Raw genomic sequence first — 16424 nt, 5'->3', positions numbered from 1 at the left:
GCCATGGCCGAACGTTATAAAACCTATTCCGCCTTTTTCGATTTTTACCTGAGCGAACACAGCTTGCCGGCGACACGCGCTATCCACTATCTCGGCAGCACGTTCGGCATCGCGGCGTTGGTCATCACCGTGATGACGCTCAATCCGTTATGGATCCTGGCTGGGCTGGTCGCCGGCTATGGCTGTGCCTGGATCGGCCATTTCTTTGTCGAACATAATCGGCCGGCGACCTTCAAATATCCGCTGTGGTCGTTCGCCGGCGATTATCACATGTTCTTCCTGTGGCTGACCGGCCAACTGGCGAAACGGCGTGCCCTGGCGGCCGAACAGTTGGCGATCAAGCCAGCGCCCTGAACCACTGGTCAAGGCTGACCGCAAGGATTCGGTGACTGCCGGCGCGCTTGGCCGCCTCTTCGTCACGGCCCCAGGTCTCCGCCTGAAAGTCCTCGCCGATGCGTGACGCATCGTAGGCCTCGTCACCGGACAATCGGCCGTTCAGCAAGGCCAGGGCCAGCACCACCGAGCCGAACAAGGGAATGGCGGCCATCAATCCCGCTTGTTGATATTGGCTCATGGCCGGCACCAGGTCACGCAGACGCGCAACTGTCTCCGGCGGTTGCGGCGCGTGGATTAGGGTACGATTTTGCACAAAGCGCAAGCCCAGCGCCGTTTCAGCCCAAGCCAGCAAAGGCAGCCATGCATGGTTCTCGCGTGCAATCAGGGCCTCAGGGTATTCGGAAGGATAGCATACGAGATCGGTTTCGGCATAACGCAGGACCTCGGCAAGGGTCGCGTCCAGCACCTCGCCCATGCGATCAACACTGGCAAAACCGAAGCGCGTCAGCGGCATGTGTTCGTAATCGACATGGTCGCCCACCGCGGCCCATTCGGCTTCCACGAGGCCGGCCAGGACGGCATTGGGCAGGATTAGTTCAGCGCCACTGGGTGTCTTGACGGTGCGTCCGTCCAGCGCGACGGCAAAGCCGCCGGCGCTTGGTACAACAGCGGCGGCCTTCCAGAAACGCTTAGGGCGGAAACCCAACTGATCGGATTTTTTGGTCGGCGCTTCGGCTTTATAGGTCATGAGATATCAAGCGTTTAAGGTTTGTGGCCAGGCAGCAAACTTGTCGAGCTGCGCGCGTAATTCGGTGAAATCGTTGACGATAATCTCGGCACCGGCCGCCTGCAATTCCTCGACCATGTGGAAGCCCCAGGACACGCCGATGGCATGGACCTTGGCCTCCTTGGCCATACGCATATCGTGGCTGGTATCGCCGATCATCACCGCTTGATGTTTGGCTACGCTTAAGCCCTCGAGATTGAGATGCAGCATGTGCGGATGCGGCTTGGACGGGCCGTCGTCGGCGCAGAAGGTAACGTCGAACAGGTCGCTCCAGCCATAGACGTCCAGGCAGCGATTGACGCCGCGGCGCGATTGCCCCGTCGCCATGCCGAGCAACCAGCCGTCGGCTTTGAGGGCGCGAAGGCATTCGGTGGCACCGAGATATAAGGATTCACGAAAATCGGGATCTTCATGGAAACGCAAGAAAGCCGCCTTGAATTCGTGGGTATAGGCGGCGATGGTTTCATTATCGAGGTCGGGCCGCATCATGGCCAGGGCGTCGAACAGCGATACGCCGACAATGGCGCGGACCTGATCATAGGTCGGTGGTGAGACGCCTATGGCATTAGCCGACTCAACGGCGGCTCTAAAAATGCTGGCACGGCTGTCGACCAAGGTGCCGTCGACGTCCCAAACTGCGAGTTTCAAGGTCAACGCTTTTTCTTCTTCATATTGGCAAACGGATCGGCCTCGGCCTCGTGCTCATCGAAGCCGAAACGTTCAAAACCGGCCTTGATCACCGGATCCAAAGGCGCCTCGACGATCAGCGTGCCCTGAGTGGGATGCGGCAGTTCGATACGGCGGTGATGCAATTGCAAACCAAGGCCCGACGACAGCGATGCGCTGGCTTCATCACCGTATTTCGGGTCACCTAAGATGGCATGACCGATGGCCTGCATGTGGGCGCGCAGTTGGTGCGTACGGCCGGTGTGCGGCCGTAGCGCCATCCACGACACCCGCGGACCGGCGCGCGAAATGGTGACATACTCTGTCTCGGCGGCCTCGGCGCCCGGTTCGTTAGGCTCGGCCGGCTGGACGATTTCGCGGTCGTGGAAGCCCTTCTTGATCAAGGGCGTATCGATATAGCCCTCTTCCGGCTTGGGATTGCCGGCCACCAGGGCCCAATAGGTCTTCTGCGCACGGCGCTTGGCAAAGGCGCCCGAAAGGCGCGCGGCGGCCGAAGGGCTCTTGCCCAGCAACAACACGCCCGACGTATCGCGGTCGAGACGGTGGACCAGGCGCGGGCGTTCCAGGCCCTCACCCCACGCTGACAGCAGACGATCGACGTGGTTCTTGGTCTTGGTGCCGCCCTGGACGGCCAGGCCGGACGGCTTGTTGAGGGCGATGACGTCCTCGTCCTCATACAGCACCATCGACTTGGCGAAGCGGATTTCCTGCGGGCTCAGCATGGCGCGTTCGCGCTTTTGCTGGTCGACATCGGGCGCGTCGGGCAAGGGCGGGACGCGGATGGTCGAGCCGGCGACCAAGCGGGTATCGGCCTTGACGCGGCCGCCATCGACGCGAACCTGGCCGGAACGCAGCAGCTTGTTCAGTTGCACGTGGTTGAGGTGCGGCCAGCGGCGTTTGAAGAAGCGATCGACCCGGATACCGTCCTCGCCTTCGGTGATATAGAGGGTTTTGACTTCGTGGCTCATACCGCAATCTTTCGGATCAGAAACAGGCCGAGCGCGACGCCGCCGACCGCCAGAATAACCGACAAGACGGCATAGCCCAGGGCCATGGCGTAGTGACGGCGTTCCAGCATAAAAACCGTTTCGAGCGAAAAGCTGGAAAAGGTGGTGAAACCGCCAAGGACACCGACACCCAGCAGCAGACGCGCCTTTTCGGTATCAAACGTGCCCTTGAGCGGCCCAAGCAATAGTCCCATCAATATGCCCATCAGAACACCGCCGGCAACATTGGCGATAAAGGTGCCGATCGGCCATTCCGAGGCCGGCCACAGGGCACGCGCCCCATTGCCCAGACCGTAGCGCGCCACGGATCCCACGGCGCCGCCCAGCATGACGAGAAGAATATTGATCATGGCGCCGGTCTTACCCCTCTTGGCCTCGCTGTCATAGTCCTTTAAGGTCGCAAAACCTGCAAAAACGACCGGAAAAAGCGCGATTCCATGAGCCTGACCGTCCCATACGACCCCGCCAACATCTTCGCCAAAATCCTGGCCGGCGCCATTCCCGCGGCAAAGATCTATGAAGACGACCGTGTATTGAGCTTTATGGACGCCTTTCCGCAGTCCCCCGGACATACCCTGGTCATCCCCAAGGTCAATGCCTGTAACCTCTATGACATCGCAGCGGACGATCTCAGCAACTTGATCCTTCAAACCCAGCGCATTGCCCGGGCGGTGCGCGACGCGCTGGAACCCGACGGCCTACGGCTGATGCAGTTCAACGGCGAAGCCGCCGGCCAAACCGTGTTCCATATCCATTTCCATATCCTGCCGGTGTGGGACGATATCGCGCCGACGCGTCACTCCGCCGGCAAGATGGCCGACATGACTGAGCTTTTGGCGACCGCGGACAAGATCAAGGCGAAGTTGTGAGTGTTTTCTACGTCCTGCGTCACGGCCAGACCGACTGGAACCTGCAGATGCGTTTGCAAGGCTCGACCGATATCCCGCTCAACGACACCGGCCGCGAACAAGCGCGGCATGCGGCGGGTCTGTTGACCGGTCACGGCCTGACGAAAATCATCACCAGTCCGTTGTCGCGCGCCATGGAAACAGCCGGGATTGTCGGCGAGGTTATGGGCCTGGAACCGGTCATCGACGACCGTCTCATCGAGCGCAATTTCGGCCTGTTCGAAGGCATGACGATCGATGAGGTTCACAAGCACCGCAAGGAAATGCGCGGGTTTATGAACCCTAAGGCCGATCTCGACGGCAAGCACTATCCCGACAATGCCGAGCCCCTGGGCGAGGTCATCGAGCGTGTCTATACCTGCGTCAATGCGCACCGGTCGACAGACACGTGTTTGTTCGTTTTTCACGGCATTCCGTTCCGCGCCGTGTCACGCAAATTCCTCGACGACATGTATTCCAGCCCCAATGCGGCGCCGGTGCGTTTCGAGGAGGACGGGACGAAATGGCGCATGGTTGCGCTTGATCCCGACAACGCGCCGATCCAGCAAATCTATAACGCCCAGACGACCATGGGACGGATCTAAGCCGCCTTTTTCATGTGATCGCGGACGCCGGCGAACAGGTCGACGCTATGCAGCCGCGCCGCGATATCGTGGATCGGCATGGAGATGATCAGTTCGTCGGCCCCGGTCTGTTCGAGGAAAAAGCCCAGTTTGCGGGCGATGGTGTCGGGGCCGCCGACCACGGCATAGGTCAGCATATGATTGAGCTGGGCCAATTCTTCCGGCAGGAAAGATGCCACCTTGTCCGGATCGGGCTTGGGGAACGGCGTGCGGACATTGCGGCGCAGGTTGGCGAAGGCCTGTTGCATCGAGGTATAGAGGTAGGCGGCTTCGGCATCGGTATCGGCCGCTACGCCCATGACGCCCACCATGACATGGGGTTTGGCATAGGCTTCCGAGGGTTGGAAACGGGCGCGATATAGGGCGATGGCATCCATCAGCAGGTCCGGCGCGAAATGCGAGGCGAAGGCATAGGGCAGTCCCAGTTGCGCCGCCAGTTGCGCGCTGTACATGCTGGAACCCAGTAGCCAGATGGGGACATGGCTGTTCATACCTGGCACGGCCAGGATGCGCTGGCCTTCCCCGGGCGTGTCCATCAGGGCCTGTAATTCAAGGATATCATTGGGGAAACTGTCGACGCCGGCATCCATATTGCGGCGCAGGGCCCGGGCCGTCATCATGTCGGTGCCGGGCGCGCGGCCAAGGCCGAGATCGATGCGGCCGGGATAGAGGGCTTCCAAGGTGCCGAACTGTTCGGCGACGACCAGGGGTGAATGGTTGGGCAACATGATGCCGCCCGAGCCGATGCGGATGGTCCTGGTGCCAGCGCCGACATGGGCGATGACGACGGCGGTCGCGGCCGAGGCTATGCCCGGCATGCCATGGTGTTCGGCCAGCCAGAAGCGGTGGTAACCAGCGTTCTCGGCGCGTTGGGCCAAGCTCAGCGTATTGGCCAGGGCGTCCGAGACGGTAAAACCTTCGGATATCTGCGACAGGTCGAGGATGGAAAAGGGGATCATGGGGAACCTCACTCTCGCTTATGTAAGAGCTGAGGTTACGATTAACAGGGTCCGCCGGCGGGATTTAAGGGTGCGTTGCAACGAATGAGTAGACCAGGCTACGCATTCGTGAGGACTTTCATTGAAAAAGTTCAGCTTTTTGGCTCGCGAATGCGTGTTCAAAAAAGTATTATATTACCACTTTTATGGCCACGGCCGGCAGATGAACGACGACGATTTGCGAGTGGTCGGTGGCCCCCCGAATTTCCGACTGAATTTCAAGGCTAACAACGCTCAATGATACGGCCAGATAATATCTTTCCGACAGACGCCTCCTGCCGACGATTCACATATCTCCCTTATGCCCATGTGTCATAGGTATTGGGAGCATACGAGACGACTTTTCCGTTTGTCCGCGATTTCCAGAAAGCCAATTCATGCCAGCCCGACGCCAGGTCATCGTCCTGGGTGCCGCGAGCGCCCTATCGGCTTGTGACATTGTCGCATCCGCGTGATCCGGTCCTTCACCAAAAGCGTCGAAGAGGCATTGGCCGGCAAGCGAGGCCACTTTTCATCGGCCCTGCTGGTTACGATCAAGGCTATTCACACCCTTATTTGGGTCGTCTTCGTGGCTTGTATATTCGGCATATGGGCTTTTGCCTGGCGCGGAGACACCCATCATGCCCTGATCTTGATCGGCGTGGTTTGCTTTGAAGTGATCGTCCTTGGTCTGAATGGCGGACAGTGCCCGATTGTCGCCCTGGTGCGCCGGTTAACGTCCGATCCACGCAGCAATTTCGACATCTACCTGCCGGCATGGCTGGCGGGGCATACAAAGCTGATTTTCGGCAGCCTGTTTTTAGGCGGCGTTCTTTATACGGCTTTCAAGTGGGGCTTTGCCCCGCGATAGAAGCGCAAGGATTTTTGATGATGAAGGCCCTGTTGACCATCGCCGGATTCGGCGCGGCTTTGCTTTTCGGTTGGGGCCTGTCTGCGCGTAGCCGCTTCCTTGCCTCGATCGACGCCATGGAACGGGAGCTTGAGGCGCTAAGGACACAACCGCTCCCCCGCGACGGCCTGCCACCCGAAGTCCTGGCCCTGGCCGCCCGGTTGGGTGCGCGCGCAGACAGCAAATCCAATTTCGTCACCATCCGGCAAGCCGGCGAAATGTGGAGCGCGCCGGGCAAAAAGCCAATGGTCTTCACCGCGCGGCAGAGCCTATCGCTCAGCGCGCCTGACTTCATATGGCGCGCCACGTTTGAGCCTTTTGAGTGCATGACGGTCGTTGACTATCATGTCGGGGAAAAGGCCGGGCTTGAGGTGCGCGTTGGAGGCGTCATTCAAGTCGTGCGCAGCGCCGGCTCCAAGGCCGTGACGCGGGGCGAACTGATGCGCTACCTGGCCGAACTCGCCTGGGCGCCCGACGCGATCTTGATGAATCGAGAGATCGATTGGCGTGTGGTGGATGAAAAAACCTTTGTCATTGGGAATGGCACGGGGCCTGACCGTGCCGAGATCACTCTCCATTTGGGCGCGGACGGTTTGGTCGAGAGCATGGATACCGCCGCCCGCCCGGCTCAGGAAGGCAAGGTCATTGTCGATCGGCCCTGGGGCGGGCGTTTTTGGGACTATCAGGTGCGCGATGGCCGAACCATCCCCATGCAGGGCGAGGTCTACTGGGTCAGAGATGGCAAGCGGTTCATCTATTGGCGGGGCCGGGTTACGGATTGGTCGACAGGCGGATAGACAGGTTTCCCGGCGGGCGTCAAAAGGGCTCCATGCTCCCCTTCCCTTTCCCTGGAACCTGTTATGAGGGCTATCGCAGCGGCGCGATGGCTGTGGGAACGGCGCCGGGGAGCGTTTTGCAGGTCTTAGCGTAGGGTTTTGGGCGATGAAAATGGCCCGGAATGCGGCAAATCGACTCTGTTGACCCGGACGTGCGCGAAGTTTGACCACCTTTATTGTGGCCTTGTTCCGGTATTTCCACCCATTTCCACCCATTTAGACGACCAGGGTTATGCCTTGTTCCGGCATTTCCACCCATTTCCACCCATTTAGACGACCAAGCTTATGACTTGTTGTGGGCTATATCGCTCGATGAGGACCTTTTAGGGCGCTGCCACAGAGCTTACGGTCGAGCAATATTTATGCAATTCTCTGCCGTCTAGGCCGTAAACTGCACGTAGATACGTTGTTGGCCAAGATTTATCTCATAGAGATTTTATACAAAAATATCTGCACAAACCTCAAAGCGAAACAAGAGATTACAAAATTAGACGATTTTATAGATAGCTGATACCGCGTACGTCCGTCGATTTACCCCCGCTTGGCTAACGGTAGTGACGTTATCGTCTATTAAGACAGCCGACAGCCTATTGGAACGTAAAGCGACAAATAACCAGCTGCACAATGTACCCTCACCTGTTATGCTCGTCCAACGGGGGAAGCGATGAAACTGGCGACACGACTGCTGAGCTTGTTGGCCGTTCTGACCGTGGCCGTGGCCGCCTTTCGCTTAAACGCGTTATACGCCCTGACGCCGGTACCCGACAGCGTCTTGGCCCTCACCTATTTCTACGATCACAATCGCTACGCTCTTTGGCTGTTGGCCGGCTGTGCCATGGCCGTGCTTGGGCTGCTGGAAATGCAGTACCACAGGTCATTGGCGATCCTGACAGAGTGGCTGGCCGTCCTGACGGGCGTGGCCGCCTTTGCATTGATTGCCTTTTACGGCTGGGAAATGGTCCTGCTGGGGTTGCGTATCGATCGCATGGCGATCGGCTTTGCATCACTGGTGATCATGTTGGCGACGCTCGACATCCTGTTTGTCAAAGGACGGAATAACACGCGAGCGATGGCGGTATTGGCGGTCTTGGCGATTGCAGGTGTGGCGACATGGTGGTTTCCGGCGGTTAATCCGGTTCAGTTATCCGTCGCGCAGCAGGTTTGGCGGCTGCGGAGCGGACATACGACGCTTCGGGCTTTCGACTGGGGATATTTGAAACTACGTTCTGGCCATTACGGCATGGACGCGCTGAAAGCCCTGGAACGGCCAGGTGCGCGGGACGACATCAGGGTCGCGGCCGCGAGTGTGCGGAGGTATTATTTCGGCGCCGGACAGACTTGGGGACCGGGCATTGACCAGACAATCGAGCAGGAGACAGTGTTTTCGAGCATGCCCGAACCCGATGGCAAGTCCATGCCTGTTGAACTGTTGCCTGGGCAAGCCGTTCCGCCTGACCTGATGGACGATATCCGTTTCGACATCGGTCCCTGCCACCACCGTGAAGCCCAGTGCAAGATCAAGCTGCGCGACGCCAATGGCGACGGTCAGTCGGAAGCCTTGTTCATACAATGGGTGCGCGTGCACGTCTTTGCTCGCGGGGGCGATGGCTGGACGCCAGTCGCCGACGGTTCGGCCTGCCTGGAAGATGAACAGGACCTGATCGCTGGAAAATTCGACCTGCGGCCCCAGCACTTTGACGACATCATGATCGGCGGTCATCGCCTCGTGCTGGAAACGGGCCGGTGCGGTTTGTTACCGTGGGGCAACGCAATGGCGGCAGATTTTGCCTTGCAAAAACCGGAGCCCGGGAAGGTCGCACAGGCCCGCGTACTCTTTCCCGTTGGAGGTCGGGTACCCGCCAATTTTATCAAAGCCATAGAGTCCGGGAACTTCGCGCCGGATCGGCTATCCGGGAGCCATTTTACCTGGACGAAGGCAGAATCAGCCCCCTACCCACCACCCAATGTTGCACCGTATCAGGCCAACATGCCGCACTGCCCGACCTCCCCACCGGAAGGCCCCTGCCGGGTCGTCCTGATGGATTTGGATCACGATGGGCAGCCGGAAATCCTGGCTGTCCCCCCGGCCTTTTCCTCAAATATCAATGCGGCCCGCTATCACGACCTGACTCTGTTCAAATTTGACGGTCAGCGCTGGCACGCCACCGCCAAGGGGGAAATTTGCGAAGAGTGGGGAAATCTCGACAAACTGACCTTTGCCGCGGTGAAACCTAAGTGGTTTGCCTTGCATATCAATGATCACGATCTGCCGCTCGGCAAGAGCAATTGCCAAGGGCACGGTATCGCTCTGCCGTGAAAAAGATAGTATGAAAACTCTGGGACGGCTTTTGGCGCTTTGTGTGGTGGTCGGGGTAATCAAGGTCGCGGATGATCCCGGCGGCCACATGCAGCGACCGGCAGATGCATTGCGCGGAGGCCGGACATCCGGTAGCGATATACGCCCCTCCCCTTTACGCGATCATTAAAAGGTTTGCAACATGAGCGAGACCAACCGGCGCACCTTGCTGGCGACAGCTTCTGCGGCCCTCCTGGCCGGTGTGCCGAGCGCCGGTCATGCCCGTCGTTTCGCGCAGGAAACGGACGGGGCAGGAACGGAACCGCCGGCTGTGGATGTGTTTGCCGGCGCGCCCGTCGTCGGAGACATCGCCCTGGCACCGTCGGGAGAACAAGTCGCCTTTCTGACCGACACAGGCGATGTCAAGTCCTTGATATTTTTCGATGTTCGCGACAACGTCCTGCACAGAATCGCGATCGGAAAAGGAAAAACGCGCGGCCTGATGTGGGCTGACGAAGACCATCTTGTCCTGTCCTATTCGCAGACCACCTCTTTAAAGGGAGGTCTTAAAGGCAATCATGAGGTTTACCTGGCCAGCGTGATCAATATCCACAACGGCAAGGTCACCAATCTTTTCAGCAATATGACAGGCTTTTATAGCATCATCGCCGATGATGTCCGGCGGATAAGGGTCGACGGCCATGACTACATCGCGGCGGCCAGCTACCGAATAGATCAAGACCACGCCTACCCTCTTTGCCTGTACCGCTTCAGCCCGGACAAGACCGCCGGCCAATCCTTGTGCGAAATGCCGGAACAGACGGAGGACTTCGTCCTGACGCCGGAAGGCCGTGTGGTGGCCTATTCCACCTTCGATGAGGCCCATAAGCTTTGGTCGTTGTTTTACAATGTCGGCAAGCCGGGCGGCAGCAATGTCTTCAAGCCTGTTTTCGAGAGCCGGGAAGCCATCGACACGCCGTCCTTGCGAGGTCTCGGCCGCGACGGTCTGTCCGTCGTCGTTCAGTTGGGCGGGGGCACGCAGGCCGGTGAATATCACGAGATTTCCGCGGACGGCGCGGTGAGCGGCCCATTGGACGCCAGCGGCTCCGTGTCGAGTTCTCCGCTTTTTCATCCCACAACCGGGCGACTGGCCGGCTTCCTGCACCACGACGACTGGTTCACATATGCCTATGACGATGCGCTGCTTAAGAGCCTTTCAGGCGCTGTCACGACCGCCATAGGTGAGGATGCCAGGTGTTCCATTGCCGGTTTCGCGGACGATCCCAGGAAGATGATCATCTATGGAGAAGGCGAAGGGAACGCCGGTACCTATTATTACGCCGATTTTTCGGCCGGAAATGTGCATCAGATCGCCACCCGCTATGTCGGTCTCCCGGGCGAGTGGGTGAGTGAGAAGCAGGCGATCGACTATACCGCGGGCGACGGCCTGGCGATCCACGCTTATCTCACCCTGCCCCCCAACCGGCCGGAGGCAAAAAACCTGCCCCTGATCGTGCTGCCGCACGGCGGGCCTCAGGCGCGCGACTATATCGACTTCGACTGGCAGGCCCAGTGCCTGGCTTCGCGCGGATATGCCGTGCTGCAACCGAACTTTCGCGGATCAACCGGGTACGGCAAGGCTTTTGTCGATGCGGCGCACGGCGAATTCGGGCGGAAGATGCAAACCGATCTCAGCGACGGAGTGCGCTATCTCGCCGCCCGAGGCATTATCGATCCGAAGCGCACGGCCATTATGGGCGCCTCCTACGGGGGATATGCCGCGTTGGCCGGAGCGACCCTGGATACGGGCGTCTATGCCTGCGCCGTTGCCATCGCCGGTATATCCGATCCAGAGAGCTTCATCGACTATGTCGTCGGGCGTCAGACGGAAAGCCTGGATAGTTCGGCCGAGTTGTATTGGCGTCGGCTGATGGGCGATTCGGGATCATATTCGGATATATCGCCTTTTCGTCAGGCAGCCCGCACCTACTGCCCCATTCTGCTGCTTCACGGCATGGACGATACGGTCGTTCCGATCGAGCAAAGCCAGCACATGGAAAAGGCTTTGAAGAGGACCGGCAAGGACGTCGAATTCGTTACCTATAAGGGCCAGGACCATTGGGAGACGATCGGTTCGACACGCGTCGAGATGATGAAGGCCGCACTTGCCTTCATACAAAAGCATGTTCCGCCCGTTTAAGGCGCGTAGGACGGAAACCGCGGATTGAGGGAAGATGCAAGGGACGCGTCTCCCGGGGGCGCCTAGTCGGGGGCGCCTAGCCTGCACCCCAAAACTGGGAGAATAAGAAACATTCAGCAGATCACGGCCTTTTTTCTTTGCAATGTCACCGTGTGTACATTTTGTTTACCAAAACGCGGGATTGTGTTTCCGAAAACCTCGGTATCCGCGTGCACAATTCCATGATCCGGCTTTCATCGCTTCCGGCCTCGCGCGCGGCAACTCAACAATAGGTCGGCCGCCATGAAATTGAAAACGAAATTCATCTGCCTTGGCCTTGCCCTCATCGGCACGGCGCTCATCACCGAATGGCTGAATTTCCAGTCCGGCCACGTCAGCCACCAGCAGAAAACGGCCGTCGAGCTAGTCCAGCGTCACATGGACGCCGACATGAAACACGATGGCATTCGTGGCAATGTCTATAGCGCGCTCGTGGCCACGCAGACGAATGACCAGGCGCTTCTCGATGCATCGCGTGAAGATGTTCGCCGGATGTCGGGGGAGTTCACCAAGGACACCGAAGACAATATCAAGGCCGAAATTCCGGCGGACATCCGCCAGCAGTTCCTGCGCATCCAGCAGTCGGTCGCCGCCTATACCGCCTTCAGCGAGAAAATCAGCCAGGCGCCCGACTTCGCCACAGCCGATGCCATGCTGCCGGAATTCAATCACGTTTTCGACGTCCTCGAGGACGACCAGAGCAAGGCCACGGACATGATTATGGCCTGGTCGGCGCAAGTCAAGGCGGAGGCGGGCCGGCTCAGCCTGATGCTCAACCTGGCGATCGCCGTTCTGCTGATCCTGGCCGTGGCCTTGCCTGCATTCGCTGTCATGCAGCTTTTCCGGCCGCTGTCGGCCATGGTGGCGGCCATGCGAAAACTATCGGCGGGCGATACGTCGGTCACCATCCCCTTCGACGGCCGCAAGGACGAAATGGGTGAGATCGCCGGCGCGGTCACCGTGTTCAAGGACAACTTGCTGAGAATCGATACGTTGCACGCCGACGGCCAGGCCGAAAAGGCGCGTGCCGAACTCGAAAAGCGCGCCGCCTTGCACAGCCTTGCCGATGCTTTCGAGCGATCCATGCGCACAGCGGTGACCCGTGTCGCGGATTCGGCCGCATCGATGCGATCGAGCGCCGACAGTGTCAACCGCATCGCCGAAGATACGCAGCACCGGTCCGAGCGCATCGTCATCGTGTCCAACGAAGCCTCGGAGACATCGACGCACATGGCCGGCGCGACCGAGGAGCTGACCTCCTCCATTCGCGAGATCGGCGACCAGACCCTGCGCTCGACCCAAATTGCCAACGAGGCGGCGGCCAAGGCCGACTTTGCCCGCGGCGTTATCGGCACCTTGTCGGACGCCTCCGAGCGCGTCGGGCAGATCATCGGCGTCATCACCAGTATCGCCAGCCAGATCAATCTTCTGGCCCTCAACGCCACAATCGAGTCGGCGCGCGCCGGCGAAGCCGGCCGCGGCTTTGCCGTGGTCGCCTCCGAGGTCAAGAACCTCGCCAACCAGGTCGCGCGGGCCACTGGTGAGATTACCGGCCAAATCGGCGAGATGCAGGGCGCGACCCAGGCCTCGGTCAAAGCGGTCCAGGATATTCTGACGATCATTCATCAGGTAACCGAAAGTACGTCGGCCGTGGCGGCGGCGGTCGAGGAGCAGGCATCGGTGACCAACGAAATCGCGCGCAGTGTCCGCCTGACCTCGACCGGCACGCAAGAGATCTCGCGCAATGTGGTTTCAGTGCAGAGTGGCGCCGAACAAACAGGCAGTTCCGCGCGTCAGGTGCTGGATGCCGCCGTAGACCTGAGCAGCCAGTCCGACCGCCTGACGGAAACCGTCGACGAATTCCTCAACCGGATCCGCGCCGGCTAAACTGGAGTCAGTGGGATGCGGCTGTGGATTAAGGGAAGACGCAGGGGACAGGTCCCCTGCACCCCGTTAGCTCACAGGGGTAAAGAACAGCCAGCAATACTAATAAACCTCCGGCCCAAAAGGCCGAAGGTTTTTTAGTATTATAGGTCGTTTTTATGCGCTGAAAACTAATGGGGTCCAGGGGGCACGCCCCCTGGCCTTCCCTTAATCCACAGCCTCAGCCTTGGCGCCTGACTTGTCCGCGCCCTTTTGCGAAGGCGTGATGTCGAAGGCGATCTTGCCGTCCTCGAGCTTGACCAGGATATGGCCGCCGCGGACCAGCTTGCCGAAGAGGATTTCGTCGGCCAGAGGCTTCTTGATGTTTTCCTGGATGACCCGCGCCAAAGGACGCGCGCCATACAGTTCGTCGTAGCCGTTTTCCGCCAACCAGGCCGTCGCTTCGTCGGTCAGCTCGATCGAGATGTGACGATCGGCCAGTTGCATTTCCAATTGCAGGATGAACTTGGTCACGACCTGCGAAATGACTTCCGGCTTCAGTTGCTTGAAACCGACAATGGCGTCGAGACGGTTGCGGAATTCCGGTGTGAACAGACGCTTGATCGCCGCTTCGTCTTCGCCCGAGACCTTTTCGCGGCCGAAACCGATCGAGTTCTTCTGGTTGTCCGAAGCGCCGGCATTGGTGGTCATGATCAGGATGACATTGCGGAAGTCGACCTTCTTGCCGACCGCGTCCGTCAACTGACCATGGTCCATGACCTGCAACAGAATGTTGTAGATGTCCTGGTGCGCCTTTTCGATTTCGTCGAGCAGGACGACCGCGTGCGGTTGCTGATCGACGGCGTCGGTCAACAGGCCGCCCTGGTCGTGACCGACATAGCCCGGAGGGGCGCCGATCAGACGCGACACGGTGTGGCGTTCCATATATTCCGACATGTCGAAACGCAGCAGATCGATGCCGAGCGTAGCGGCCAATTGCTTGGCGACTTCGGTTTTACCCACGCCGGTCGGGCCGGAGAACAGATAGCAGCCGATTGGCTTTTGCGGGTCGCGCAGGCCGGCGCGCGACAGCTTGATCGCGGTGGAGAGCTGCTCGATCGCCTCGTCCTGGCCGAAAACGACACGGTTGAGGTCGACCTTCAGGTCACGCAGCGATTGGGTATCGTCGCGCGACACGGTGCGGGACGGGACACGGGCAATCTTGGAAATCACATATTCGATTTCCTTCGGACCTATGACCTTGCGGCGCTTGTGCTCGGGCAATACCATTTGCAGGGCGCCGGCCTCGTCGATGACGTCGATCGCCTTGTCCGGCAGCTTGCGGTCGGTGATGTAGCGCGCCGACAGCTCGACCGCGGCCTTGATAGCGGCGTCGGTATATTTCAGATGGTGGAAGGTCTCATAGTAGGGCTTGAGGCCTTTCAGTATCTTGATGGTATCGTCGAGCGTCGGCTCGTTGACGTCGATCTTCTGGAAGCGGCGGACGAGAGCGCGGTCCTTTTCGAAGTGCTGACGATATTCCTTATAGGTCGTCGAGCCCATGCAGCGTAGGGAACCGGCAGCCAGGGCCGGCTTCAGCAGGTTGGACGCATCCATGGCGCCGCCGGATGTGGCGCCGGCACCGATGACGGTGTGGATTTCATCGATGAACAGGACGGCGTTGGGGTGCGCTTCCAGTTCCTTGACGACCTGTTTGACGCGTTCTTCGAAATCGCCGCGATAACGGGTGCCGGCCAGCAGCGTGCCCATGTCGAGCGAATAGATGGTCGCGCCGGCCAGGACTTCGGGGACGTCGCCGTCGACGATCTTCTTGGCCAGGCCTTCGGCGATGGCGGTTTTACCGACGCCGGGGTCGCCGACGAGCAGCGGGTTGTTCTTAGTGCGGCGGCACAGGATCTGGATGCAGCGCTCGACCTCGGCGGAACGGCCGATCAGGGGATCGACCTTGCCGTGACGCGACTTTTCGTTCAGGTCGACACAGTAGGCCGCCAGGGCGTCGGTTGAGCCGGCCTTGGCCTTGTCGTCGCTGGAGGACGAGGCATTGTCTTCGGTCGCGCCGCGAACGACGCGGGCTTCGGAGGCGCCGGGCTTCTTGGCGATGCCGTGGGCGATATAGTTGACCGCGTCGTAGCGCGTCATTTCCTGCTCCTGCAGGAAGAAGGCGGCGTGTGATTCGCGTTCGGAGAAGATGGCGACCAGGACATTGGCGCCGGTGACCTCGTCGCGGCCGGAGCTTTGGACGTGGATGACGGCACGCTGGATGACGCGTTGGAAGCCGGCAGTGGGCTTGGCTTCTTCGGACTGCGGCTCGACCAGGGACTTCAGATCGGTCTCGATATAGGCGTCCAGGGCCGTGCGCAGCTTCGAAAGATCGACATTGCACGCGCTCATGACGGCGGCGGCATCGACATCATCGATGAGGGCCAGCAGGAGGTGTTCAAGTGTCGCATATTCGTGGTGATGCGCATTGGCATGACCGACGGCCCGGTGAAGGGTTTCTTCTAAAGCGCTTGAAAAAGACGGCATGACGGCCTCCTAAACCCTCAAAACTCGAACTCAACATAACCACTCAAAACCTAAAAGGTTTAGGATGATTTACCATAGCCAAACTGAACCCCGTGTGAACTCAGTCTTTCTCCATCGTACACTGTAGCGGATGCTGGTGACGGCGGGCCATGTCGACGACCTGGGCTACCTTTGTCTCCGCCACTTCGTAGGTATATACGCCGCAGACCCCTACCCCGGTTTGGTGCACATGCAGCATGATCAGGGTCGCGTCTTCACGCGATTTGTTAAAAAAACGCTCGAGGACATAGACGACGAATTCCATCGGCGTGTAATCGTCGTTGAGAATCAGCACGCGGTACAGGGACGGCTTTTGCGGCTTGGGCTTGGTCTCGATCAGGATGCCCGGCGACTGACCCGGGCGCGTCC

The 16424-nt window shown here is 59.5% G+C and carries 15 protein-coding genes; 8 read left to right on the top strand and 7 right to left on the bottom strand.

What is annotated here, in order from left to right; all coding sequences use genetic code 11:
• Positions 1-3 precede the first annotated feature (3 nt).
• Positions 4-354 carry an Mpo1-like protein gene (locus AC1DX3_RS22245; RefSeq protein WP_476991544.1) on the top strand — a complete coding sequence of 117 codons (351 nt, stop codon included), beginning with the start codon at positions 4-6 and terminating at the stop codon, positions 352-354.
• On the opposite strand, the gene AC1DX3_RS22240 is transcribed toward AC1DX3_RS22245, so the two are convergent.
• Genes AC1DX3_RS22240 through crcB form a run of 4 tightly spaced genes read right to left on the bottom strand, consistent with a single transcriptional unit; the run spans position 338 to position 3167 of the window.
• Positions 338-1084: an ATP12 family chaperone protein gene (locus AC1DX3_RS22240; RefSeq protein ID WP_476991543.1), complete on the bottom strand. Its 747-nt coding sequence runs from the start codon at positions 1082-1084 to the stop codon at positions 338-340. The genes AC1DX3_RS22245 and AC1DX3_RS22240 overlap by 17 nt on opposite strands.
• Before the next feature lie 6 nt (positions 1085-1090).
• Complete coding sequence (locus tag AC1DX3_RS22235; protein ID WP_476991542.1) at positions 1091-1771, bottom strand: HAD-IA family hydrolase; 681 nt, start codon at positions 1769-1771, stop codon at positions 1091-1093.
• A gap of 2 nt (positions 1772-1773) precedes the next feature.
• Complete coding sequence (locus tag AC1DX3_RS22230) at positions 1774-2778, bottom strand: RluA family pseudouridine synthase (RefSeq protein WP_476991541.1); 1005 nt, start codon at positions 2776-2778, stop codon at positions 1774-1776.
• Positions 2775-3167 carry a fluoride efflux transporter CrcB gene (crcB, locus tag AC1DX3_RS22225; RefSeq protein ID WP_476991540.1) on the bottom strand — a complete coding sequence of 131 codons (393 nt, stop codon included), beginning with the start codon at positions 3165-3167 and terminating at the stop codon, positions 2775-2777. The genes AC1DX3_RS22230 and crcB overlap by 4 nt, the downstream gene beginning before the upstream one ends.
• Before the next feature lie 87 nt (positions 3168-3254).
• Here crcB and AC1DX3_RS22220 point away from each other — a divergent pair, with 87 nt between their 5' ends.
• Complete coding sequence (locus tag AC1DX3_RS22220) at positions 3255-3686, top strand: HIT family protein (RefSeq protein WP_476991539.1); 432 nt, start codon at positions 3255-3257, stop codon at positions 3684-3686.
• The gene (locus AC1DX3_RS22215) at positions 3683-4309 is read left to right on the top strand and encodes a histidine phosphatase family protein (RefSeq protein ID WP_476991538.1); all 627 of its coding nucleotides are present in this window, start codon (positions 3683-3685) and stop codon (positions 4307-4309) included. Before AC1DX3_RS22220 ends, AC1DX3_RS22215 begins: the two co-directional genes overlap by 4 nt.
• Here AC1DX3_RS22215 and AC1DX3_RS22210 read toward each other — a convergent pair.
• Positions 4306-5307: an LLM class flavin-dependent oxidoreductase gene (locus AC1DX3_RS22210; protein ID WP_476991537.1), complete on the bottom strand. Its 1002-nt coding sequence runs from the start codon at positions 5305-5307 to the stop codon at positions 4306-4308. The genes AC1DX3_RS22215 and AC1DX3_RS22210 overlap by 4 nt on opposite strands.
• A gap of 490 nt (positions 5308-5797) precedes the next feature.
• Between AC1DX3_RS22210 and AC1DX3_RS22205 the strand changes: the two genes are divergently transcribed.
• The 5 genes from AC1DX3_RS22205 (at position 5798) to AC1DX3_RS22185 (ending at position 13493) form a co-directional block, all read left to right on the top strand.
• Positions 5798-6196 (top strand): hypothetical protein, encoded by a 399-nt coding sequence (locus AC1DX3_RS22205; protein WP_476991536.1) that lies wholly within the window; start codon positions 5798-5800, stop codon positions 6194-6196.
• A 17-nt stretch (positions 6197-6213) separates the two neighbouring features.
• The gene (locus AC1DX3_RS22200) at positions 6214-7032 is read left to right on the top strand and encodes a DUF6544 family protein (RefSeq protein WP_476991535.1); all 819 of its coding nucleotides are present in this window, start codon (positions 6214-6216) and stop codon (positions 7030-7032) included.
• A gap of 703 nt (positions 7033-7735) precedes the next feature.
• On the top strand, positions 7736-9388 hold the full coding sequence (locus AC1DX3_RS22195; protein ID WP_476991534.1) for a hypothetical protein: 1653 nt from the start codon (positions 7736-7738) through the stop codon (positions 9386-9388).
• Positions 9389-9569: 181 nt separating this feature from the next.
• Positions 9570-11567, top strand: a complete 1998-nt coding sequence (locus AC1DX3_RS22190; protein WP_476991533.1) for an alpha/beta hydrolase family protein — start codon at positions 9570-9572, stop codon at positions 11565-11567.
• A 282-nt stretch (positions 11568-11849) separates the two neighbouring features.
• Complete coding sequence (locus AC1DX3_RS22185; protein WP_476991532.1) at positions 11850-13493, top strand: methyl-accepting chemotaxis protein; 1644 nt, start codon at positions 11850-11852, stop codon at positions 13491-13493.
• 204 nt (positions 13494-13697) lie between these two features.
• Here the strand turns inward: AC1DX3_RS22185 and clpA are convergent, their stop codons facing one another.
• Positions 13698-16016: an ATP-dependent Clp protease ATP-binding subunit ClpA gene (clpA, locus tag AC1DX3_RS22180; RefSeq protein WP_476991531.1), complete on the bottom strand. Its 2319-nt coding sequence runs from the start codon at positions 16014-16016 to the stop codon at positions 13698-13700.
• A 100-nt stretch (positions 16017-16116) separates the two neighbouring features.
• A complete protein-coding gene (gene clpS, locus AC1DX3_RS22175) occupies positions 16117-16398 on the bottom strand; it encodes an ATP-dependent Clp protease adapter ClpS (RefSeq protein WP_476991628.1) in 282 nt (93 codons plus the stop codon).
• Between the last annotated feature and the right edge of the window lie 26 nt (positions 16399-16424).

The sequence above is a fragment of the Asticcacaulis sp. P2_B1 genome (genome assembly GCF_056404915.1).
Note: the sequence above shows the minus strand (reverse complement) of the source record. Positions and strands in the feature narration are given on the sequence as shown.

Excerpts from the sequence above, each read along its gene's own strand:
- AC1DX3_RS22245 (WP_476991544.1), top strand. The coding sequence starts at position 4 with ATGGCCGAACGTTATAAAACCTATTCCGCCTTTTTCGATTTTTACCTG.
- AC1DX3_RS22240 (WP_476991543.1), bottom strand. The coding sequence starts at position 1,084 with ATGACCTATAAAGCCGAAGCGCCGACCAAAAAATCCGATCAGTTGGGT.
- AC1DX3_RS22230 (WP_476991541.1), bottom strand. The coding sequence starts at position 2,778 with ATGAGCCACGAAGTCAAAACCCTCTATATCACCGAAGGCGAGGACGGT.
- crcB (WP_476991540.1), bottom strand. The coding sequence starts at position 3,167 with ATGATCAATATTCTTCTCGTCATGCTGGGCGGCGCCGTGGGATCCGTG.
- AC1DX3_RS22220 (WP_476991539.1), top strand. The coding sequence starts at position 3,255 with ATGAGCCTGACCGTCCCATACGACCCCGCCAACATCTTCGCCAAAATC.
- AC1DX3_RS22210 (WP_476991537.1), bottom strand. The coding sequence starts at position 5,307 with ATGATCCCCTTTTCCATCCTCGACCTGTCGCAGATATCCGAAGGTTTT.
- AC1DX3_RS22200 (WP_476991535.1), top strand. The coding sequence starts at position 6,214 with ATGATGAAGGCCCTGTTGACCATCGCCGGATTCGGCGCGGCTTTGCTT.
- AC1DX3_RS22195 (WP_476991534.1), top strand. The coding sequence starts at position 7,736 with ATGAAACTGGCGACACGACTGCTGAGCTTGTTGGCCGTTCTGACCGTG.
- AC1DX3_RS22190 (WP_476991533.1), top strand. The coding sequence starts at position 9,570 with ATGAGCGAGACCAACCGGCGCACCTTGCTGGCGACAGCTTCTGCGGCC.
- AC1DX3_RS22185 (WP_476991532.1), top strand. The coding sequence starts at position 11,850 with ATGAAATTGAAAACGAAATTCATCTGCCTTGGCCTTGCCCTCATCGGC.
- clpA (WP_476991531.1), bottom strand. The coding sequence starts at position 16,016 with ATGCCGTCTTTTTCAAGCGCTTTAGAAGAAACCCTTCACCGGGCCGTC.